Below are 17,594 nucleotides of genomic sequence, written 5' to 3'. Positions count from 1 at the left end.
CCTACGGCAGCCTGATCGTCACCGCGGTGCCGACGCCGGGGCTGCTGTCCAGGGTCAGGCTGCCGCCATGGGCCTCGATGAATCGGCGGGCCAGCGGCAGGCCCAGCCCGGTTCCGGCCTCCGCCTTGGTCAGGTAATTGTGGACCTGACGGAACGGCTCCATCGCGATCAGCAGCTCGTCCGCGGTCATGCCGACGCCGGTGTCGGCGATCACGATGACCGCGCCCGTGCCGTCGGAGCCGGGGGCCGCCTCCACCCGCACGGCGCCGCCCGGCGGGGTGAACTTGATGGCATTGGACAGGACGTTCAGCACCGCCTGACGCATGCGCACGCCATCCACCGTGACCCGCAGGTTCTTCGCGATGGCGCCGCCGGTCAGGGTCACGCCCTTGCGCAGGGCCAGCGCCTCCACCAGCCCCAGGCAGTCGTCCAGCAGCTCGTCCAGCGCGACGTTGGCCGGGAACAGCTCCAGCCGGCCGGCTTCGATCTTGGCCATGTCCAGCAATTCGTTGACGAGGTCCAGCAGGTGGCGGCCGGACTGGTGGATCGCGGACAGATACTCGACATGTTTGGGCGGGGCGGCGCCGAAGATGCCGGTCATCAGCGCCTCGGCGAAGCCGATGATGGCGTTCAGCGGCGTTCTCAGCTCGTGGCTCATGTTGGCCAGGAAGTCGCTCTTGGCCCGGTTGGCCGCCTCGGCATGCTCCTTTTCCGATTCCAGCCGGCGGCGCTGTTCGATCAGCACCGCCTCGCGGGCGCGGCGCACCTCCTCCTCGGCGCTGCGGCGGCGGCGAAAGGCGCGCGTCACCAGCAGGGCCAGCATCAGCGTCGCCGCGCAGGCCAGGGCGCCGCCGCCGACCACCGTCATCCGGGTGGCGTTCAGCTCCCGCTGCACGATATCCGAGGGCACGCCCAGCACCACCGACCAGCCGGTTTCCGGGGAGCGGTGGATGACGGCATGGACCTCCACCCCATCCTTGGTCCTGCCGAGGAACATGCGGTTGCTGCCGGTCCGGATTCGCGCCTCCAGCGCCGCATAGGTCTTCTGGCCCAGATAGGCGGCGGCGTTGTGGGAGCGGGCGGCGATCAGCATGGTCGGGTCGATGACCGTGACCGTCCATTCCGGCGGGGTGTCGCGGGTTCGCAATGCGCCGCTCAGCCCCTCCAGCCCGACGGCCAGCGACAGGATATACCGCACCCGGTCGGTTTGGCGCACGGGGTCGAACTGCATGATCGGCGCGCGCAGGATCAGCGACGGACGGCCCGGCGGCCCACCCGGCGGCAGCACGCCGCCGATCACCGCGCGGCGGCTTTCGATGACGTGTCGGGTGACCTCGTCCAGCCGCGGCGGCGGTAGCGGCTGGACCCCCAGCGGGTAATGGGTGTGGAAGACGAAGCGCCCGGTGTCGGCGTCGATCAGCCCCATCGCCAGCCAGCCCGGTTGGCTGTGGGTGGCGGTGGTCGTCTCCTGGTACAAGGTCCTCAGATCGTCGACATTGGGCTGAAGCAGCGATGCCAGCAGTTCCAGCGGCCGCAGCTGGCTGGCCAGTTCGCGGTCGGCCGACAGCGACAGCGACTGCGCCACCGATTGCAGCGCGTCCTCCGTCTCCGCCCGTTCGCGCATGTCCAGCTGCCAGACCAGAACGGCGCCGAACAGCAGCAGGGGCGCGACCACGGCCAGACCGATGGCGAGCAGGGAACTGGGTAACCGAAAACGCAACCGCCGATGCTCCAAACCACTGCGTAAAACCACCGGAGTGGCAGGGCAGAGTAGTACGGGATCCGCACCGACTCCAGTGACGTCCGCGTCTTCGCGGGTTTCCCCCAATCGGGCCCAGCTGTTCGGGAGGCGCCGTTCAGGACGCGCCGGTCAGCAGCCGGGTCAGTTCGACCGCCGTCTTCACCCGCATCTTCTCGAACACATGGCTGCGGTGGACCTCCACCGTCCGCATGCTGATGCCCAGTTCGTCGGCGATGACCTTGTTCAGCCGCCCGGCGACGACCAGCTCCATCACCTGCCGCTCGCGCTGGGTCAGGGTGGCCAGCCGGGCCGTCAGCCCCGCCTGTCCCGCCTCGCGCTCGCGCTGTTCGGCATCGAAGGCCAGCGCGTCGATCACCCGGTCGACCAGCTCGTTGTCGTTGAAGGGCTTCTCCACGAAATCGCGGGCTCCCTTCTTCAGGGCGCCGACGGCGATCGGCACGTCGCCGTGGCCGGTCAGGAAGATCACCGGCATGCGGCAGCCCTTGGCGAGCAGCCGGTCGAACAGCTCCAGCCCGCTCATCCCCTCCATGCGGATGTCCAGCAGCAGGCAGCCGGCGGTGTCCGGACGCCATGCCTCCAGAAAGGCTTCGGCGGACGGCCAGCCGGCCACCGGGACGTTGCGCGACTGGAACAGCCAGCCGAGCGCGTCGCGGATGGCCTCGTCGTCGTCGACGATGTGGAGCGTGGTCATTCGGCGGCCTCGGTGGTGTTGTCTTGAGAGGTGTTGTCTGGGGCGGTGCGGTCGGGAAGACGGTCCGCAGCCTGGGCGTGAACGGGCAGGGTGAACAGGAAGCGCGTTCCCGCGGGGACCGCCTCCGGGCCGTCCCCGTCCGCCATCGCCTCGAACCACAACCGGCCGCGGTGGTGCTCGACGATGGAGCGGCAGATGTTCAGGCCCATGCCCATACCTTCGCGCTTGGTGGTGAAGAAAGGGGAAAAGAGCCGGTCGGCGACATCCGGCGCGATGCCGCAGCCATGATCGCGGATCTCCGTCAGCATCACGCGGCCTTCGCCGTCGCCGGCCTGTCCGCCGTCATCGCCGCCGGCCAGACTGACGGTGACGGTCAGCCGGCGGTCGGCGCGCGGGGTGCGAGCCATCGCCTCGATCCCGTTGCGCATCAGGTTCAGCACCACCTGCTGCAGCAGGATGCGGTCGCCGGTGACCGGCGGCAGGTCGGCCGGGGCGTCCAGCTCCACCCGCACGCCCAGCCTTGCGGCGTCGCTGCCGGCCAGCCCGACGCAATCCTCCAGCACGCGGGACAGCGAGCAGGGGGCGACCTTCGGATCGCGCTTGCGCACGAAATCGTGGATGCGGCGCACCACCAGCCCGGCGCGCTTGGCCTGGGCCGCCAGCTTTTCCAGCGCCGCCGCCACCTCTTGATTGTCGCAGCGGTCGGAGCGCAGGCGGTTGAGGCAGCCGGTGCAATAGCTGGCGATGGCCGACAGCGGCTGGTTCAGCTCATGCGCCAGGGTGGAGGCCATCTCGCCCATGGTGATCAGGCGCGAGGTCTGCTGCAGCCGCTCCTGCTGCTGGCGGGCCAGCTCCTCGGCGCGCTTGCGCTCGGTGATGTCGAGGACGGAGCCCATCCAGCCGGTCTGGCGCCCGTTGGCGTCGATCAGCGGCGCCTCGTAGATCAGGGCGTCGAAGCGTTCGCCGTTGGGGCGCTGGAACCGCATCTCCAGCCCGCTCTCCGGCGCGCGGCCGGCCAGCACGTCCTGGAAGGCGGCCTCGGCCTGGTCGATCTCCTCCGGCAGCCAGTAGGGCGCCGGCGGGCCGCGTCCGATCAGATCCTCGGCCTCCAGCCCGACCATCTTGCAGAAGGCTGGATTGACGTAGGTGATGCGCCCTTCCAGATCGCGGGCGCGCATGCCCACGGTCAGGCTGTCCTCCATCGCCTTGCGGAAGGCGTGCTCCTCGCGCAGCGCCTCCTCGGCGCGCAGCCGGCCGGCGATGTGGCGGCGCAGCGACCACAGGCTCCACAGCGCCGATCCGGTCAGCGCGAAAATCGCCGCCACCAGAACCGTGCGCATGACGTTCGAATCGCTGGGATAGGCGGTGGCGACCAGCGCCAGCCCGTGGCCGGGCGGGTCGAAGGGGATGACGTGGCTGCGCGCCGGGTCCGGCGCCGGCCCCGCCATCGACCCCGGCACCGACATCCGCGACTTCGACCCCAGGACCGCCCCCCTCGCGTCGATCACCTCCAGCTGGTAGCGCTGGGCGAACCACCAGGGGACATGGTGGGTCAGCATCGCCTCGAACGAGAAGACGCCGACGAGCGCGCCGGCGAACTTGCCGTCGCGGAACAGCGGGAAGGCGGCGTCGAAGCCATGGTTGCCGGCATCGACCCGATAGGGCGCGCTGTGGGCGCGCAGGCCGGAGGAGCGGGCGATGCGCACGGCGTCGGTCCGGCTCAGCCCGCCGAGCCGGCTGTCGTCCCCATCCGCATTTTCCTTGGCCGCATTTTCCCCGGCCGCCGCGCCGTTCCCCGGCAGCGGCGGCTCGGCCAGTTGGGTGCGACCCTGGGCGTCCAGCCACAGCACCCGTTCGATCGCCGGGTTGGTGTTCACCACCAGCCGGGCCATTGCGGCGAACTGCCGCATGTCCACCTCGGTGCGCCCCAGCGTCTCCGCCAGCCTTTCCAGCTTGTCCTCGTCGGAGGCGAGTTGGAAATGCAGGTTCTGCTCGACCCACAGCGCGTCCTTGATCAGCGCCAGCGCCTCCTCGTCGCGCTCGTTGCGCTGAAGCAGCCACAGGAAGGCGCCCAGCAGCACCACGACCAGGGCCATCGCCACCACCGGCATGGCGTGCCGCACCGCCCGCCCGAAATTGCTCAAGGAGGGGCGGGCAGGGGAGGCGCCGGTGCGGAGCGGGTGCGACATTGGAACGGACACGAAAGTGTGGCTGCGGGAGATGGCGGGACCGGACGAAAGTGGGATAGGCCGACTCTGCGGATATCCACAATAGCCGCAATTCGTCCGATCATGAACAATGCGCGACAAGTACGGGGCGGAACAATCCGCACTGTCGACAATCAACACCGGAAGGGGGACGCACCCATGAAACTCGTGAAGCTCCTGTGCGCGGCTGCGGTCGGCTGCATGATGGCGGCGCCGATGGCCATTTCGACGGCCTGGGCCCAGGACCAGATCGTCATCAAGTTCAGCCACGTCGTCGCGCCGGAGACGCCGAAGGGCAAGGGTGCCGAGAAGTTCAAGGAACTGGCCGAGAAGCTGACGGCCGGCAAGGTCAAGGTCGAGGTCTATCCGAACAGCCAGCTCTACAAGGACAAGGAAGAGCTTGAGGCGCTGCAGCTGGGTGCCGTGCAGATGCTGGCCCCGTCGCTGGCCAAGTTCGGCCCGCTGGGCGCCAAGGAATTCGAGGTCTTCGACCTGCCCTACATCTTCCCCAGCAAGGAAGTCCTGCAGCGCGTCACCAAGGGCGAGATCGGCAAGAAGCTGTTCCAGAAGCTGGAATCCAAGGGCATCATCGGGCTGGCCTATTGGGACAACGGCTTCAAGATCATGAGCGCCAACAAGCCGCTCATCAAGCCGGAGGACGTGAAGGGCCTGAAGATGCGCATCCAGTCGTCCAAGGTTCTGGACGCCCAGATGCGCGCGCTCGGCGCCTTGCCGCAGGTGATGGCCTTCTCCGAAGTGTACCAGGCGCTGCAGACCGGCGTCGTCGACGGCACCGAGAACCCGCCGTCGAACATGTACACCCAGAAGATGCACGAGGTGCAGAAGTACGCCACGCTGACCGACCACGGCTATCTCGGCTATGCGGTCATCGTGAACAAGAAGTTCTGGGAAGGCCTGCCCGCCGACCTCCGCGGCAAGCTGGAAGAGGCGATGAAGGAGGCGACCGACTACGCCAACGACATCGCCCAGAACGAGAACGACGTCGCGCTGGCCCAGATGAAGGCGTCGGGCAAGACCGAGTTCCACACCCAGACCAAGGAAGAGCGCGAGGCCTGGATCAAGGCTCTGAAGCCGGTCCACAAGGAAGCCGAATCCCGCGTCGGCAAGGACCTGATCGAAGCGATCTACAAGGAAGCCGCCGCGGCCGGGTTCAAGATGTGATTTGAGGCGTCAGCTGGTCCCCTCTCCCCCCTGGGGAGAGGGTCAGGGTGAGGGGGTAGCACAGGCGTGAGCCTGTGCCAGGGGATTGCCAAGGGGCAGCATGCCCCTTGGCGGCGCGCGGATCGCGCGCCGGCCCCCTCACCCTCCCCACCGCTTCGCGGCGGGTCCCCTCCCTCTCCCCGGGGGAGAGAGGGCCATTCACCGCTGACGGAAGTGTCGCTCCCTCGCTCCCCGACAGGGAGCAGGAAGACTTAACAAACACCAGACCATCTCCGTCGACCGGGAGATCCCCCCGACATGCTCATGAAACTGCTCGACCGCCTTGAGGAGACGCTGATCGCCTCGCTCATGGCGGTGGCGACGCTCGTCATCTTCGCGGCCGTCCTTCACCGTTATCTTTCCGGCGTGCCCTACATCCAGGACTACGTCATCCACTGGAATTTGGCCTGGGCCCAGGAGCTGTGCATCTACCTGTTCGTGTGGATGGCCAAGTTCGGCGCCGCCTATGGCGTGCGCACCGGCATCCATGTCGGCGTGGACGTGGTGATCAACCGGCTGCGGCCGGATATCCGCGGCCGCTTCGTCATCTTCGGCCTGCTGGCCGGCGCCCTGTTCACCGGCGTCGTCGGCACGCTGGGCGCCACCTTCGTCTACCACATGTCGGAGACGGAGCAGGTGTCGGCCGACCTGGAATGGCCGATGTGGATCATCTATCTGGCGATCCCGCTCGGCTCCTACCTGATGTGCTTCCGCTTCCTCCAGGTCGCCTGGACCTTCATCCGGACCGGCGAGCTGCCCCACCACGATCATGCCCAGGTCGAAGGCATCGACCCGGTCGAAGCCGCCAATGAAGGAGGCCCGGCATGAACGCCGCCATCATCTTCGGGCTGCTGCTGGCCCTCATGCTCACCGGCATGCCGATCTCCATCTCGCTCGGCCTGACGGTTCTGACCTTCCTGTTCACCATGACCGACGTGCCGATCGCGGCGGTGGCGCTGAAGCTGTTCACCGGCATCGAGAAGTTCGAGATCATGGCGATCCCGTTCTTCATCCTGGCCGGCAACTTCCTGACCCACGGCGGCGTCGCCCGGCGCATGATCAACTTCGCCACCTCGATGGTCGGGCATTGGCATGGCGGCCTCGGTCTGGCCGGCGTTCTCGCCTGCGCCCTGTTCGCGGCGGTGTCGGGCTCCAGCCCGGCGACGGTGGTGGCCATCGGCTCCATCATCCTGCCGGCGATGGTCAATCAGGGCTTCCCGAAGAATTTCGGCGCCGGCATCGTCACCACCTCGGGCGCTCTCGGCATCCTGATCCCGCCGTCGATCGTGATGGTGATGTACTGTGTCGCCACCACCGGCCACCCGCAGGCACCGTCCATCGGCCAGATGTTCCTGGCCGGCGTGGTGCCGGGCCTGATGCTGGCCGCCTTCCTCGGCTTCACCACCTGGTACCGCGCCCGCAAGTACGGCTATCCCCGCCTGCCCAAGGCGTCGGCCGGCCAGCGCTGGCGCTCCTTCCGTGAAAGCTTCTGGGGCCTGCTGCTGATCGTCGTCGTCATGGGCGGCATCTACACCGGCGTCTTCACCCCGACGGAAGCGGCGGCGATGGCCGCGGTCTATGCCTTCATCGTGGCGGTGTTCGTCTACCGCGACATGCCGCTCAGCCGGGTGCCGAAGGTGCTGCTGGACAGCGCCAGCATGTCGGCGATGCTGCTCTACATCATCACCAACGCGGTCCTCTTCTCCTTCGTCATGACGTCGGAGCAGATCCCGCAGACGATGGCCGCCTGGATCCAGAGCCAGCATCTGGGCGTCTGGGTCTTCCTGCTGGTGGTGAACATCGTGCTGCTGGCCGCCGGCAACTTCATGGAGCCGTCGTCCATCGTCCTCATCATGGCGCCGATCCTGTTCCCGGTGGCGATGTCGCTGGGCATCGACCCGGTCCATTTCGGCATCCTGATCATCGTGAACATGGAGGTCGGCATGTGCCACCCGCCGGTGGGCCTGAACCTCTACGTCGCGTCGGGCATCACCAAGATGGGCATCACCGAACTGACGGTGGCGGTGTGGCCGTGGCTGCTGACGATGCTGATCTTCCTCGGCCTCGTCACCTATGTGCCGGCGATCTCGCTGTGGTTCCCGCGCCTGATCGGGGCCATGTGAACCGATAAGGGTAGAACCACAAGTCGTCAGGGGATTTTCTCGTCGAAACGGCAGGGGCCGCGAAGTCCGGAATTGGGCTTCGCGGCCCTTCATTATTGTACCCATACATTGTTGTGCATTGAAGCGGACGCGCGGCCGGGCCTAAACTTGCGGTCTTCTCCCGCCGCCAGCCAGACCAGAGGTTAGCCTTGCCGGCCCAGTTCCTCCCCACCGCCTGTCCGCACGACTGCCCCAGCACCTGCGCGCTGGAGGTGGAGCGCCTCGCCCCCGACCGCATCGGCAAGGTGCGCGGCGCGGCGGAGAACAGCTACACCGCCGGCGTCATCTGCGCGAAAGTCAGCCGCTATGCCGAGCGGGTGCATTCCCCCGACCGGCTGAAGACGCCCCTGTTGCGCAGCGGCCCCAAGGGCTCCGGCCAGTGGAAGGAGATCGGCTGGGACGAGGCGCTCGACCGCATCGCCGATGCCTTCCTGACCGCCGAGCGCACCTACGGCCCCGAGGCCGTCTGGCCCTATTTCTACGCCGGCACCATGGGTCTGGTGCAGCGCGGCGCCATCCAGCGCCTGCGCCATGCCAAGGGCTATTCGCGCCAGACCAGCACGGTGTGCGACACGCCGGCCAACATGGGCTGGCTCGCCGGCTATGGCGACATCCGCGGCGCCGACCCACGCGAAATGGCGGAGAGCGACCTGATCGTCAACTGGGGCGGCAACCCGGTGGCGACCCAGGTCAACGTCATGACCCATGTCAGCCGCGCCCGGAAGGGCCGCGGCGCCAAGCTGGTCACCATCGACCCCTACCGCACCGGCACGGCCGAGGTCTCCGACCTGCACCTGATGCTGCGGCCGGGCACCGACGGGGCGCTGGCCTGTGCGGTGATGCATGTGCTGTTCCGCGACGGCTACGCCGACCGCGCCTATCTGGCCCGCCTCGCCGCCGGCACCGATCGGCTGGAGGCGCATCTCGCCACCCGCACTCCCGAATGGGCGGCGTCCATCACCGGCCTGACGGTGGCGGAGATCGAGGAGTTCGCCCGCCTCTACGGCACCACCAAGCGGTCCTACCTGCGCATCGGCTACGGCCTGTCGCGCGCCCACAACGGCGCCGCCCAGGTCCATGCCGTGTCCTGCCTGCCGGTCGTCACCGGTTCCTGGCAGCACAAGGGCGGCGGCGCGCTCTACTGCTCGTCCGGCATCTACAAGCTCGACAAGACGCTGTCGGAGGGGTTGGACCGCCTCGACACCGGCGTCCGCAGCTTCGACCAGTCGCGCATCGGCGCCGTCCTGACCGGCGACCCGCGTGACCTGACCAGCGGCCCGCCGGTGACGGCGATGCTGATCCAGAACACCAACCCGGCGACGATCTGCCCGGACTCGACCCGCGTCCGCCAGGGCTTCCTGCGCGAGGATCTGTTTGTCGCGGTGCATGAGCAGTTCATGACCGACACGGCCAAGCTGGCCGATCTGGTGATCCCCGCCACCACCTTCCTGGAGCATGACGACATCTACCGCGGCGGCGGCCAGATGCACATCCTGATCGGCCGCAAGGTGATCGAGCCGCAATTCGAGGCGCGCGAGAACCACTGGGTGATCTCCGAGATCGCCCGCCGCGTCGGTGCCGAACATCCCGGCTTCGGCATGACCGCGCTGGAGATCATCGACGCCATGCTGAAGGCGTCCGACCTCGGCGATGCGGCGACGCTGACCGAGAACCGCTGGATCGACGCCCAGCCCGATTTCGAGACCTCGCATTTCCTCAACGGCTTCGCCCATCCCGACGACAAGTTCCGCTTCGCGCCCGATTGGGCGGCGCTCGGCCCCTATGGCGGCATGCCGGAACTGCCCGACCACATGCCCCCCGGCCGCGACGCCGACGCCGAGCACCCGTTCCGTCTGGTCACCGCCCCGGCCCGCCAGTTCCTCAACACCTCCTTCACCGAGACGCTGACCGCCCAGCGCCGCGAAGGCCGTCCCACCGCGCTGATCCACCCGGACGACGCGGCCGGGCTGGGGCTGGCCGACGGCGACGCGGTGCGGTTGGGCAACCCGCAGGGCAGCGTGCTGGTCCATGCCAAGTCCTTCGCCGGCGTGCCGCGCGGCGTCGTGATCGTCGAAGGCATCTGGCCCAACAGCGCCTTCGTCGAGGGCATCGGCATCAACAGCCTGACCTCGCCGGAGCCGGTCCCGCCGGCGGGTGGCGCGGCGTTCCATGACACGGCGGTGTGGATGCGGGCGGCGTAGGTGGCGCGGGTGCGGGTGCTTTAGACCCCCACCCCAACCCTCCCCCGCTGGGCGGGGGAGGGGGCAAGTGCTTGTGATCGGTAAGGCAGCGGCAGTCCCTCCCCCGCACAGCTCTCGCACAAAGCTTTGCTTTGTGCTGACGCGGCAGGCGGACCGCAGGTCCGCTGAGAGCGGGGGAGGTTAGGTGGGGGCAATCGAAGCCGACGACATCCCACCCCTGCCCACACCCACCCGTGCGCCGCACGCCTATGTCTGCTATGGCTGTGGACCCATCCCAGCGACCGTGCAGCACCGCCATGACCGAAGCCGCCGCCTTCCTCAACGTCGCCAACTCCCTGTCCGGCAAGCGCTGGCAGGCGCGGCCCTGCGACGAGCGGCAGGCGCAGGCGCTCACCCAGGGCCGTGGCTTGCCGGAGATCGTCGGCCGGGTGCTTGCCGCCCGCGGCGTCACCGACGACACCTGCGACACCTTCCTCAACCCGACGCTGAAGGCGCTGCTGCCCGACCCCTCGCGTTTCCGCGACATGGATCCGGCGGCCGAGCGCATCGCCCGCGCCATCCGCGACGGCGAGTCGGTGGCGGTCTTCGGCGACTACGATGTCGACGGCGCCACCTCCGCCGCGCTGCTGCGCCGTTTCTTCCGCTCGCTCGGCGCCGACATCCGCGTCTATGTCCCCGACCGCATCACCGAAGGATACGGCCCGAATGCCGCGGCGCTGCTGCGGCTGAAAGGGGAGGGGGTGCGGCTGGTGGTGACCGTGGATTGCGGCATCTCCGCCTTCGCCGCCCTGGAAGCGGCGGCCGAGGCCGGGCTGGAGGTCGTCGTCCTCGACCACCACGCCGCCGAACCGCGCCTGCCCCCCGCTGTCGCCCTGGTCAACCCCAACCGGCTGGACGAGGACGGCGCCTATCGCACGCTCTGCGCCGCCGGCGTCACCTTCATCACCATCGTCGCCGTCAACCGTGCGCTGCGCCAGTCCGGCTTCTACCGCGACCGGGCCGAGCCCAACCTGATGGAATGGCTCGACCTCGTCGCTCTCGGCACGGTGTGTGACGTGGTTCCGCTGACCGGCCTCAACCGTGCGCTGGTGGCGCAGGGGCTGAAGGTGATGGCCCGCCGCGCCAACCCCGGCCTCGCCGCGCTGTCCGACGTGGCCGGCGTGAAGGAGAAGCCCGACGCTTACCATGCCGGCTATCTCCTCGGCCCCCGCGTGAATGCGGGCGGCCGGGTGGGCGCATCCGACCTCGGGGCCCGCCTGCTCTCCACCGACGACCCCATCGAGGCGATGGAACTCGCCCAGCGTCTGGAAGGCCACAACGCCGAACGCCGCACCATCGAGCAGGCGGTGCTGGACGAAGCGCTGGAGCGCGTCGCCGCCGAGGCCGGACGCGAGACCGATCTGGTCTTCGTCACCGGCGTCGGCTGGCATCCCGGCGTCATCGGCATCGTCGCCGCCCGCCTCAAGGAGCGCTACAGCCGCCCCGCCTGTGTCGTCGCCCTGGAGGAAACCGCCGACGGCACCGTCATCGGCAAAGCGTCCGGCCGCTCGGTTCGCGGCGTCGATCTGGGCTCCGCGGTGATCGCAGCCCGGCAGGAGGGGCTGCTGCTGGCCGGCGGCGGCCACCGCATGGCGGCCGGCTTCACCGTGGCAGGCGACAAGATCGACGCTCTGCGCGACTTCCTGCACAGCCGCATCTCCGAACAGGTGGCATCCGCCCCGCTGGTGCCGACGCTGGAACTGGACGGCGCCCTCTCGGTCGGCGGCGCCAGCGTCGGCTTGGTGACCATGCTCGACAAGCTCGGCCCCTACGGCACCGGCAACTCCGAACCGCGGTTCGCCATCGCCGATGCCCGCGTCGTGCGCGCCGACGTGGTGGGCGCCAACCATGTCCGCTGCATCCTGCAGGGCAATGACGGCGCCCGGCTGAAGGCCATCGCCTTCCGTGCGCTCGACAGCGATATGGGGCAGGCGCTGCTGACCGGCCGAGGCACGCCCTTCCACCTCGCCGGCGTGCTGCGCATCGACCGCTGGAATGGATCGGAGGGCGTGCAGTTGTTGATCGACGATGCCGCCCCGGCGCGCTCCGCCTGAGCGCTCGCAGGACGCCGGGCGGGCAGGGCGCAAAAAAGTATCGGAGAATGCGAAAAAGCGCTTGCGCTCATCGCCTCCGATCTTTAGAAAGCGCGTCACCGCGAACGACGTCCCCGTCGTCTAGAGGCCTAGGACACCGCCCTTTCACGGCGGCGACACGGGTTCGACTCCCGTCGGGGACGCCACCTTCTCCAAGGTGCGCGACAAGCTTAGAAGGCCCGGCTGCATAGCCGGGCCTTTTGCGTTTGGCGATTTTTGTGCCGGGCGGTTGCCCGCCGATCCGGTCTCGCCCATCCTGATTTTTCCGGCCGCAGCAGAGCTGACCGCTATGACCGCCCCGAACCTCGTTACCCCCGCCATCCCCCTCAGCGTCGCTCCGATGATGGACTGGACCGACCGGCATTGCCGGTACTTCCACCGTCTGCTGTCGCGCTCGACCCTGCTCTATACCGAGATGGTGACCACCGGCGCCGTGCTGCATGGCGACCGCGAGCGGCTGCTGGGCTTCGACGCGGCGGAGCATCCGGTGGCGCTCCAGCTCGGCGGGTCGGATCCGGCCGATCTCGCCGCCTGCGCCCGCATCGCGGAGGAGTGGGGCTATGACGAGGTGAACCTCAACGTCGGCTGCCCCAGCGACCGGGTGCAGTCCGGCCGCTTCGGCGCCTGCCTGATGGCGGAGCCCGATCTGGTGGCCCGGCTGGTCGGCGCCATGCGCGACGCCGTGTCGATCCCCGTCACCGTCAAGTCGCGCATCGCCATCGACGAGATGGAGGAGTGGCCGACGCTGGACCATTTCATCCGCACCGTCTCCGCCGCCGGCTGCACCCACTTCATCGTCCATGCCCGCAAGGCGTGGCTGAAGGGCCTCAGCCCCAAGGAGAACCGGGACATACCGCCGCTGCGCTACGATCTCGTCCACCGACTGAAGGCGGAAAACCCGCATCTGACCATCGCCATCAACGGCGGCATCAAGACGCTGGACGAGGCCGAGGAACATCTGGGCAAGGTCGACAGCGTGATGATCGGCCGCGCCGCCTACGAGACCCCCTATCTGCTGGCCGACGCCGACCGCCGCCTGATGAGCGGGGAGGCCGGTCCCGACCGCCATGCGGTGATTGACGCCATGCTGCCCTACATCGAGGCGCGCATGGCGCGGGGAACGCCGCTGTCCAGCATCACCCGCCACATGCTGGGCCTGTTCCAGGGTCTGCCCGGCGCCCGAGCCTACCGCCGCCACATCGCCGAAAACGCCCACCGCCCCGGTGCCGGCCCGGAAGTGCTTGAACGCGCCGCCTCTCTGGTGCGCCGACGGGCGGACGACGAGGCAGTGGTGGAGGCCGCGTGAAAGGCTCCGGCCCGGATGGAACACTGAACACCCCCCGGAAAACTGTTTCACTGCGTTTCAAACGTTCCATCCTCGGCCACCGGGCGGCCCCCACCGGCGGGAATATGCGCCGTGCGTCCCGCACCGCTTGCGTGCGGGCGGCGTCCTCGCTAACTATGCCCACTTCATCGGACGGAGTGTAAGCGGTGCGGTACGTCAGCACGCGGGGCGCGGCCCCGGTCTTGGGTTTCGAGGACGTCCTTCTTGCCGGGCTGGCGCGCGACGGCGGCCTCTATGTGCCGGAGACCTGGCCGCAGTTCACGGCCGACGACATCCGCGCTATGCGCGGGCTGCCCTATAGCGAGATCGCCGTCCGCGTGATGCTGCCCTTCCTGGGCGGCGCCATCGCGGAGGACGAGTTCCGCGCCATCGTCCGTGACGCCTATGCCAGCTTCGACCATGCCGCGGTGACCCCGCTGGTGCAGGTCGACCCGACCACCTGGGTGCTGGAGCTGTTCCACGGCCCGACGCTCGCCTTCAAGGATGTGGCGCTGCAGCTGCTCGGCCGCCTGTTCGACCATGTGCTGGCCAAGCGCGGGCAGCGGGTGACCATCGTCGGCGCCACCTCCGGTGACACCGGCTCGGCGGCCATCGAAGCCTGCCGCGACCGCCAGAACGTCGACATCTTCATCCTGCACCCCAAGGGCCGCACGTCGGAGGTGCAGCGCCGGCAGATGACCAGCGTGCTGTCGTCCAACGTCCACAACATCGCGCTGGACGGCACCTTCGACGATTGCCAGGACCTCGTGAAGGCGATGTTCAACGACGGCGCCTTCCGCGACCGGATGGGGCTGTCGGCGGTGAACTCGATCAACTGGGCGCGCATCATGGCCCAGATCGTCTATTACTTCACCGCCGCCGTGGCGCTGGGCGCCCCCGACCGCAAGCTGGCCTTCACCGTGCCGACCGGCAATTTCGGCAACGTCTATGCCGCCTATGGCGCCCGCGCCATGGGGCTGCCGGTGGAGACGCTGGTGGTGGGGTCCAACAGCAACGACATCCTGGCGCGCTTTTTCGCCAGTGGGAACATGGTCGCGGCGCCCGTCGTGCCTACCTTGTCTCCCAGCATGGACATCCAGATCTCTTCCAACTTCGAACGGCTGCTTTTCGACCTGCTCGACCGCGACGGCACCGCGGTGACGGAGGCGCTGAACCGCTTCCGCACCGAGGGCAAGTTCGCGGTGACCGACGCGCAGCTCGCCCGCGCGCTGGCCATCTTCTCCGGCCACCGGGTGGACGAGGCCGCCACCATGGCGACCATCGCCGATGTCTGGAAGGGCAGCCTCTATCTGCTCGACCCGCACACCGCGGTCGGCATCGGGGCGGCCAAGGCCGCGGTCGCGGCCGGCCGGGTCGAACCGTCCGTTCCCATGGTGGTTCTCGCCACCGCCCATCCCGCCAAGTTCCCCGACGCGGTGGAAAAGGCGACCGGCCGCCGGCCGGAGCTGCCGCCGCGCCTGTCCGATCTTTATGTGCGCGAGGAGCGCCTGTCCGAACTGCCGAACGATCTGGCGGCGGTCCAGGACTTCGTCACCGCGCGCGCCCGCGCCGCCCAGGAGGCCGCATGAGTTCCATTCGTGTGACGACGTTGCCCAATGGGCTTCGCGTCGCGACCGACACCATGCCCGACGTGCAGTCCGTTTCGCTCGGCTGCTGGGTCGGGGTTGGCACCCGCAACGAGGCGGCGAGCGTCAACGGTGTCGCCCACCTCGTCGAGCATATGCTGTTCAAGGGCACCCGCCGCCGCTCCGCCTTCCGCATCTCCGAGGAGATCGAGAATGTCGGCGGGCAACTGAACGCTTACACCACCCGCGAGCAGACCGCCTACTACGCCAAGGTCCTGCACGAGGATGCGCCGCTGGCGCTCGACATCCTGTCCGACATGATCCAGCACTCCACGCTGGACGCCGAGGAACTGGTGCGCGAGCGCACGGTGGTTCTGCAGGAGATCGGCCAGAGCGCCGACACGCCGGACGACATCATCTTCGACCATTTCCAGTCCACCGCCTATCCGGGGCAGGCCATCGGCCGTCCGGTGCTGGGCTCGGCCGAGATCGTCGGCGCCCTGCCGCGCGAGGCTCTGGTCGACTACATCGCCGGCCATTACGGCGCGCCGGGAATGGTGCTGACCGCTGCCGGCCGCATCGAGCATGACCGCATGGTCGATCTGGCGATGAAGGCCTTCGGCGATCTGCCGAGCGGTGCGCCGCCCAAGCCGGAGTCGGCCCGCTATGCCGGCGGCGACTTCCGCGAGGACCGCGATCTGGAGCAGATGCACCTCGTGCTCGGCTTCGACGGGGTGGGGGTCCATGATCCGGACTTCTACGCCCATTCGGTGCTGTCCACCCTGCTGGGCGGCGGCATGTCGTCCCGCCTGTTCCAGGAGGTGCGGGAGAAGCGCGGGCTGGTCTATTCCATCTACACCTTCACCGGCGGCTACCATGACGGCGGTCTGTTCGGCGTCTATGCCGGCACCGGCGAGGATGAGGTGGCGGAACTGGTCCCTGTCGTCTGCGACGAGATCGCCAAGGTCGGCGCCGACGTCACCGAGGACGAGGTCGCCCGCGCCCGCGCCCAGTTGAAGGCCGGGACGCTCATGGCGCTGGAAAGCACCATGTCGCGCTGCGAGCAGTTGGGCCAGCAGATCCTGATCTACGACCGGCCGGTTCCGGTGGAGGAGATCGTGGCGAAGATCGACGGTGTCGACCGCGATGCCGTGGTCAAGGCCGCCGCCCGCCTGCGTGCCAGCCGCCCGACCGTCGCTGCCCTCGGGCCGATCGCCAAGCTGGAAAGCTACGACCGCATCGCGGAGCGTCTCGCCTGACGATGAAGACGGTGGCAGCCACCTCTCTCCCCCTGCGCTTTTCTCCCTCTCCCTTCCGGGGAGAGGGTCGGGGTGAGGGGGAGGCATCGCGTGGATCATCCGGCCGGCGGAGCCCCTTCTTACGGGGAGCGGTGGGAAGGGTGATCGCTCAATGATCCGCCTCCTCGGCAGCGGCCTCATCAGCCCGCCCGCGGTCCGTCTCGACGGCCCTCACTGCTACATCCGGCCGCCGCTCCCGCGCGACTGGCGGGAATGGGCCGACCTCCGCGCCGCATCCCGCGCTTTCCTGACGCCCTGGGAACCCACCTGGCCGGCCGACGCCCTGACCCGGACGGCCTTTTCCCGGCGGCTGCGGCGTCAGGCGCAGGAATGGCGCGACGATCTTGGCTACAGCTTCCTGATCTTCGACCGCGCGACCGACGCGCTGGTCGGCGGACTCGGCCTGACCAACATCCGCCGCGGCGTTGCCCAGATGGGGACGCTCGGCTACTGGGCCGGCCAGCCCTATGCCCGGAACGGCTATGTGTCGGGCGGCACCCGGCTGGTCCTGGAATTCGCCTTCGGGCAACTCGGCCTGCATCGGGTCGAAGCCGCCTGCCTGCCGACCAACCTGCCGAGCCGCGGCCTGCTGGAAAAGGTCGGCTTCACCCACGAGGGCTATGCCCGCGGTTACCTGCGCATCGACGGCGCATGGCGCGACCACGTCCTCTACGCCATCCTGCGGGAGGAGTGGAAGGGCTGATCGAAGCACCCTGCCACTCCATCCCGTTCGGCAGCGGTTACTTCGACGTCTGGTTGTTGCCGTGGGAATCCTGCTGCTGGTCGGTCTGCTTCTTGGCCTCGTCCTTCTTCTTGGCTTCATGGTGGCCGACTGCGCAGCCGACCGCGGCACCGGCAGCCCCGTGGCCAGACCCGACCATATGGCCCGCAACGCCACCGACGGCGGCGCCTTTCACGCATCCCTTGGCCTCGGCCGGGTGGGGGAGGGCTGCGAGGCCGCCGGCCAGGACCGCGACCGACAAGGCGGCGATGACTGTCTTCATCATGGA

At 68.7% G+C, this 17,594-nt stretch carries 13 protein-coding genes and 1 tRNA gene; 10 read left to right on the top strand and 4 right to left on the bottom strand.

Annotated elements, in window-relative coordinates; all coding sequences use genetic code 11:
- Window position 1: 1 nt before the first annotated feature.
- From TSH20_RS26410 to TSH20_RS26400, 3 genes are all read right to left on the bottom strand, one after another.
- Window positions 2-1,720, bottom strand: a complete 1,719-nt coding sequence (locus TSH20_RS26410; RefSeq protein ID WP_109155494.1) for a sensor histidine kinase — start codon at window positions 1,718-1,720, stop codon at window positions 2-4.
- A gap of 136 nt (window positions 1,721-1,856) precedes the next feature.
- Window positions 1,857-2,453 carry a response regulator gene (locus tag TSH20_RS26405; protein ID WP_109153252.1) on the bottom strand — a complete coding sequence of 199 codons (597 nt, stop codon included), beginning with the start codon at window positions 2,451-2,453 and terminating at the stop codon, window positions 1,857-1,859.
- Entirely contained in the window at window positions 2,450-4,642 is a 2,193-nt protein-coding gene (locus TSH20_RS26400; RefSeq protein ID WP_109155493.1) for a PAS domain S-box protein, read from the bottom strand. The genes TSH20_RS26405 and TSH20_RS26400 overlap by 4 nt, the downstream gene beginning before the upstream one ends.
- A 177-nt stretch (window positions 4,643-4,819) precedes the next feature.
- Here TSH20_RS26400 and TSH20_RS26395 point away from each other — a divergent pair, with 177 nt between their 5' ends.
- The 10 genes from TSH20_RS26395 to TSH20_RS26350 all read left to right on the top strand — a co-directional run bounded on the left by TSH20_RS26395 (window position 4,820) and on the right by TSH20_RS26350 (window position 17,287).
- Window positions 4,820-5,842, top strand: coding sequence for a TRAP transporter substrate-binding protein (locus TSH20_RS26395; protein ID WP_109155492.1), 1,023 nt, complete (start codon window positions 4,820-4,822; stop codon window positions 5,840-5,842).
- Between the two features lie 297 nt (window positions 5,843-6,139).
- Window positions 6,140-6,709 (top strand): TRAP transporter small permease, encoded by a 570-nt coding sequence (locus TSH20_RS26390; protein WP_199231850.1) that lies wholly within the window; start codon window positions 6,140-6,142, stop codon window positions 6,707-6,709.
- Window positions 6,706-8,004, top strand: coding sequence for a TRAP transporter large permease subunit (locus tag TSH20_RS26385; RefSeq protein WP_109155491.1), 1,299 nt, complete (start codon window positions 6,706-6,708; stop codon window positions 8,002-8,004). Before TSH20_RS26390 ends, TSH20_RS26385 begins: the two co-directional genes overlap by 4 nt.
- Window positions 8,005-8,192: 188 nt before the next feature.
- Window positions 8,193-10,244, top strand: a complete 2,052-nt coding sequence (locus TSH20_RS26380) for a molybdopterin oxidoreductase family protein (protein WP_109155490.1) — start codon at window positions 8,193-8,195, stop codon at window positions 10,242-10,244.
- 296 nt (window positions 10,245-10,540) lie between these two features.
- On the top strand, window positions 10,541-12,337 hold the full coding sequence (gene recJ / locus TSH20_RS26375; protein WP_109155489.1) for a single-stranded-DNA-specific exonuclease RecJ: 1,797 nt from the start codon (window positions 10,541-10,543) through the stop codon (window positions 12,335-12,337).
- Window positions 12,338-12,446: 109 nt separating this feature from the next.
- A tRNA-Glu gene (locus tag TSH20_RS26370) sits at window positions 12,447-12,522 on the top strand.
- 143 nt (window positions 12,523-12,665) lie between these two features.
- On the top strand, window positions 12,666-13,682 hold the full coding sequence (dusA, locus tag TSH20_RS26365) for a tRNA dihydrouridine(20/20a) synthase DusA (RefSeq protein ID WP_109155488.1): 1,017 nt from the start codon (window positions 12,666-12,668) through the stop codon (window positions 13,680-13,682).
- A gap of 185 nt (window positions 13,683-13,867) precedes the next feature.
- Window positions 13,868-15,289: a threonine synthase gene (gene thrC, locus TSH20_RS26360; protein WP_109155487.1), complete on the top strand. Its 1,422-nt coding sequence runs from the start codon at window positions 13,868-13,870 to the stop codon at window positions 15,287-15,289.
- A complete protein-coding gene (locus tag TSH20_RS26355; RefSeq protein WP_109155486.1) occupies window positions 15,286-16,545 on the top strand; it encodes a pitrilysin family protein in 1,260 nt (419 codons plus the stop codon). Before thrC ends, TSH20_RS26355 begins: the two co-directional genes overlap by 4 nt.
- 151 nt (window positions 16,546-16,696) lie before the next feature.
- Window positions 16,697-17,287 carry a GNAT family protein gene (locus TSH20_RS26350; protein WP_109155485.1) on the top strand — a complete coding sequence of 197 codons (591 nt, stop codon included), beginning with the start codon at window positions 16,697-16,699 and terminating at the stop codon, window positions 17,285-17,287.
- A 37-nt stretch (window positions 17,288-17,324) separates the two neighbouring features.
- Here TSH20_RS26350 and TSH20_RS26345 read toward each other — a convergent pair whose 3' ends face one another.
- Window positions 17,325-17,591 carry a hypothetical protein gene (locus TSH20_RS26345; RefSeq protein WP_199231849.1) on the bottom strand — a complete coding sequence of 89 codons (267 nt, stop codon included), beginning with the start codon at window positions 17,589-17,591 and terminating at the stop codon, window positions 17,325-17,327.
- Between the last annotated feature and the right edge of the window lie 3 nt (window positions 17,592-17,594).

This window comes from Azospirillum sp. TSH20 (genome assembly GCF_003115935.1).
Taxonomy (GTDB): Bacteria; Pseudomonadota; Alphaproteobacteria; order Azospirillales; family Azospirillaceae; genus Azospirillum.
This window is presented reverse-complemented; position numbering and strand designations above follow the sequence as displayed.

What these genes read in the sequence shown, in the direction of transcription:
- dusA (WP_109155488.1), top strand. Translation starts at nt 12,666, where the DNA reads ATGACCGCCCCGAACCTCGTTACCCCCGCCATCCCCCTCAGCGTCGCT.
- TSH20_RS26355 (WP_109155486.1), top strand. Translation starts at nt 15,286, where the DNA reads ATGAGTTCCATTCGTGTGACGACGTTGCCCAATGGGCTTCGCGTCGCG.
- TSH20_RS26390 (WP_199231850.1), top strand. Translation starts at nt 6,140, where the DNA reads ATGCTCATGAAACTGCTCGACCGCCTTGAGGAGACGCTGATCGCCTCG.
- TSH20_RS26405 (WP_109153252.1), bottom strand. Translation starts at nt 2,453, where the DNA reads ATGACCACGCTCCACATCGTCGACGACGACGAGGCCATCCGCGACGCG.
- recJ (WP_109155489.1), top strand. Translation starts at nt 10,541, where the DNA reads ATGACCGAAGCCGCCGCCTTCCTCAACGTCGCCAACTCCCTGTCCGGC.
- TSH20_RS26345 (WP_199231849.1), bottom strand. Translation starts at nt 17,591, where the DNA reads ATGATGAAGACAGTCATCGCCGCCTTGTCGGTCGCGGTCCTGGCCGGC.
- TSH20_RS26395 (WP_109155492.1), top strand. Translation starts at nt 4,820, where the DNA reads ATGAAACTCGTGAAGCTCCTGTGCGCGGCTGCGGTCGGCTGCATGATG.
- TSH20_RS26385 (WP_109155491.1), top strand. Translation starts at nt 6,706, where the DNA reads ATGAACGCCGCCATCATCTTCGGGCTGCTGCTGGCCCTCATGCTCACC.
- TSH20_RS26400 (WP_109155493.1), bottom strand. Translation starts at nt 4,642, where the DNA reads ATGTCGCACCCGCTCCGCACCGGCGCCTCCCCTGCCCGCCCCTCCTTG.
- TSH20_RS26350 (WP_109155485.1), top strand. Translation starts at nt 16,697, where the DNA reads ATGATCCGCCTCCTCGGCAGCGGCCTCATCAGCCCGCCCGCGGTCCGT.